The 3,760-nt window shown below is 35.4% G+C and carries 3 protein-coding genes; all 3 read left to right on the top strand.

Annotated elements, in window-relative coordinates; genetic code table 11:
• Positions 1–391: 391 nt before the first annotated feature.
• Positions 392–3,010 (top strand): class III lanthionine synthetase LanKC, encoded by a 2,619-nt coding sequence (gene lanKC / locus BLT29_RS12940; RefSeq protein WP_090776733.1) that lies wholly within the window; start codon positions 392–394, stop codon positions 3,008–3,010.
• Between the two features lie 30 nt (positions 3,011–3,040).
• Positions 3,041–3,139, top strand: a complete 99-nt coding sequence (locus BLT29_RS14055) for a class III lanthipeptide (protein ID WP_218124012.1) — start codon at positions 3,041–3,043, stop codon at positions 3,137–3,139.
• Positions 3,140–3,210: 71 nt separating this feature from the next.
• Positions 3,211–3,354, top strand: a complete 144-nt coding sequence (locus tag BLT29_RS13435; RefSeq protein WP_176763927.1) for a class III lanthipeptide — start codon at positions 3,211–3,213, stop codon at positions 3,352–3,354.
• Positions 3,355–3,760: the final 406 nt, after the last annotated feature.

Below are 3,760 nucleotides of genomic sequence, written 5' to 3'. Positions count from 1 at the left end.
CCATGGGATCAAGCTTGAGAACAGGAAGATTACTCACGTTAAATAGATAGATAAAAAAACGGCTCTAGTTAGGCTTATATGTGGCACAATGTTGGCGCTGCGTCCATTGATTTAAGAGAAATGGTCTAATATAATAAGTAACAAGAACTTATATGAATTTAACCTATTTTTTCAGCCCGTTAAAGGAATGAAGGGGAGATAAGAATATCGTAAAGCAAAGATTGGATGAAGTGAACCCCTCAATTTATTACCGGCGGGATAAATATAAGATAGCCTAATTATCTTGGCAGAAATTTAAAATAACCCTCACTCCAAAAAGTAACTAGGTAAAAATATTTCATAAAAGCAGCTCACGGTAGAAGTAGATTTCATTCAGAAGGAGATTTTTTTCATGAAAGACGATATGCTCTATCATAACTATTTGAAACAAGGATCTGAATACTACGAACCATATGATAAATTTGATTCTACAAAGGAATTTTATGTAGATAGTCTCAAATCCGACTGGACTGTGATCGATGATGAAAATTCAATATGGAGATATTATGAATGCAAGGATAAATCTCTACCAGACCAAGGATGGAAAATACACGTCAGTTCAACGATGAATGACGCGGAACAGATATTGAAAGATGTAAGGGAGGTTTTAATTCAATATAAGGTGGCATTTAAACATATTAAAAACAAAGAGATACTCCTTAATATGAATGATAAAAGTGCGAATAGAGGAAGTTCTGGGAAGTTCATTGCTATTTACCCTAAGGATGACAGTGAATTTTTGTTTTTGTTAGATGCTCTCCGAGAAAAAATTCAGTCCTATGAAAAAGGACCATATATTCTTAATGATAAACGTTGGAAGGATAGTAATGTTTACTATCGGTATGGCGGATTTAGCAGCATGTATAACGATAAGGGTGAATTATGTGTCAAAGATGACCAAGGAAATCTGGTGATAGATGAAAGAACACCTTTTTACCAAGTCCCTGAATTCGTCAAAGAGTTTGATGAACACTTGGATTCTTTGAATGATAGTTCTAATGATGAAGGTGAGGGAGATAATAAGCTTAATTTGTACAAAATCCAAACTTCTCTTTGTTTTACTAACAGTGGGGGGATATATCTTGCAGAAAGAAAGACAGACAATAAAAAAGTGATCATCAAAGAAGCAAGACCAAAAGCTGGTCTCGATGGACATTTTGTGGATGCAGTAGAGAGGCAAAAAATAGAGCGCAATGCACTAAAAAAACTTTCGAATGTTACTGGTGTTGTTGATGTGTTAGATGATTTCAAGATGTGGGAACATTATTTTCTTGTTGAAGAATATGTAGAAGGGCAAGATTTGTATTCATGGATTGAAAGAAATTATCCTGTTATGAAAGATCTATCCATTAATGATTACAAGTTAAAATTGAAGAAGATTTTACCTCAATTAGTAAAGATTGTTGAAGAGATGCATGATAGAAATATAGCAATGGATGACTTACAACCAGCTAATATCATGATATCTGAAGATTTTAAAGTGACGCTGGTTGATTTTGAGACAGCAAAGAAAAAAACCTCACAGGAGAAACCCGGAATGGCAACAACAGGATTTGTAAGTTCAAAAATCAAAACTAGTGGGGCTAGGGATTGGTATGCATTACAAAAAATTGTGCGCTTTAGTCTGCTTCCAATCCTTTCTTCTGAAGAGGTAGATGAATATTTAAATGACTACTATTACAAATGGGTTAAAGAATTTTATGATAAGGATTTTTATCAGTTCATAGGAGCTATATTACAGAAGTGCAATAAACACCTAGTAAACTTCGGTGAGGAAATAACCCTATTCAACAATATGGATGCTAATGATGTGAGAAGAAAGAGTATCTCGTCAATAATTGAGAGCCTTAAAAAGGGAATTGAAGATAATTTCACTGAAGATATGAGATTGATAAATGGTGATATCAGGCAGTACGAATACAATGATGGAAAGTTAAATGTCTTAAATGGAGGGGCTGGGGCAGCACTAGCGTTTGTTAGGACAGGAAACGTAAATAATAAGGTAAATGAATGGATTGAACAGTATTTAATGAACAATACTAATACGGTAGAGACTGCAGGATTGCTCACAGGGAAAGCTGGTATAGGGAGCGTACTATACGAATTTGGGTATAAAGAAGAATCTCTGACTATGTTTACAGATATAGAAAACAATTTAGATCATTCTGATGTATCTCTTAGATCAGGCTTAGCAGGAGTAGGATTGGCGTTGTCTAGTTTATATTTAGAGAGAATGGAAGAAACCTTCTTAGCAAAAGCAGAGTCTTTAGCGAAGATGATAGATGGCTTTATAGAAGGAAACAAAGAACTTATTGTACAAGACTGGTCAGGAAGTCCAATCGGATTAATCGATGGATGGTCAGGGGTATCGATGTTTTACTCAGCGCTTTATTCTTTGACTGGGAACAGAAAATATTATCTAAGGTCTTTAGAATTAATAGTAAAGGACTTAAAGAGAACAGTCGAAGATAAAGATTTGGAAGTACTGAACACAATTGATGATAATAACAGGCTGTTATCTTTTTTATCAGGAGGCTCAATTGGTGTAGGGGTTGCTATATCGTATCTAAATCATGTCAGTGAGGAAAAAGTTTTTCAAGAAGAGTTAAGGCTGATCACAAACCTATCTAAAATGCGATCTACAATTAACGGAAGCTTATTCGATGGAGCTGGTAGTTTGTTGCTAGTGCCTCCCATGATTGGGGGAAATGATACAGCGTATGAATCCAAAAAAGATGATGTACTTGAATTGTTAAATCTGTTTTTGGTCGAGAAAAAAGATTATTTGTCATTCCCAGGTTACTTTAGTTTCCGTCTGTCGGACGATTTATCCTCAGGTAGCGCTGGTATCATATTAGCGTTAGAAGGAATTTTAAAGGATAATCCATTGTATTGGCTCCCGGTAGTAAATATAGACAGATTTTATAGGGAAACAAAGTTTAAGAGGGAGCCATTGAAAGTTATGGTGTGAAGTATACTAGTATAAGGAGGTGAATAACAAATGAATCAAGTGTTGGATTTGCAGAAGATCTCTGACAAGGAATCTAGATCTAAACTAGACACTCGAGCTATGACAGTCGGACTGGAAAATAAAAACTAATCCGATGTTTTGGTGAAGTTGCTAACATTGAGTAGGTCAAAAATATACTAGTATAAGGAGGTGAATAACAAATGAATCAAGTGTTGGATTTGCAGAAAATATCTGGTGATGAAGGTGGATCTAAATTAGATCAACCTGTTGTTGGAACTAACATTCCTACTTACAAAAGAAATACCTTTGAACTTGTATTCAAAACAACAAGCAAACGTTGCTAAGGTTGAGTAAGAACAATCTGTTGTTGGAGCAACCTGTTACTTTTACAGTAACAATAGCAATAACATCGATAGTGGGGTTGTTAATGGATAGCAAACGTTGCGGTTAAACTCACTGCGCACCATTTAGTTGACATTTCGTCAACTAAATGGTGCGCTCTTTATATTTAAGTAGTTTAAATAGGGACTGCTGAATAACCAAAAAAACTATATATGACTAGGATTTGCACGGTCTTATGTCGAAATAAAGTGCAAGGAATAATACGACACAAAAACCCTTGCACTTGGAGACCTCTATCATGTATAACCATTCAGAACGTCAAATGCTGTTACCTAGTGAATTGTTCCTCCCATTTGGGGGCAATTAAACGAAAACCGATGGGTGATTCTGGCAAGCTTGATCCCATGA

Source organism: Shouchella lonarensis (assembly GCF_900096965.1).
Classification (GTDB): domain Bacteria; phylum Bacillota; class Bacilli; order Bacillales; family Bacillaceae_D; genus Shouchella; species Shouchella lonarensis.
Note: the sequence above shows the minus strand (reverse complement) of the source record. Positions and strands in the feature narration are given on the sequence as shown.

What these genes read in the sequence shown, in the direction of transcription:
- lanKC (WP_090776733.1), top strand. Translation starts at nt 392, where the DNA reads ATGAAAGACGATATGCTCTATCATAACTATTTGAAACAAGGATCTGAA.
- BLT29_RS14055 (WP_218124012.1), top strand. Translation starts at nt 3,041, where the DNA reads ATGAATCAAGTGTTGGATTTGCAGAAGATCTCTGACAAGGAATCTAGA.
- BLT29_RS13435 (WP_176763927.1), top strand. Translation starts at nt 3,211, where the DNA reads ATGAATCAAGTGTTGGATTTGCAGAAAATATCTGGTGATGAAGGTGGA.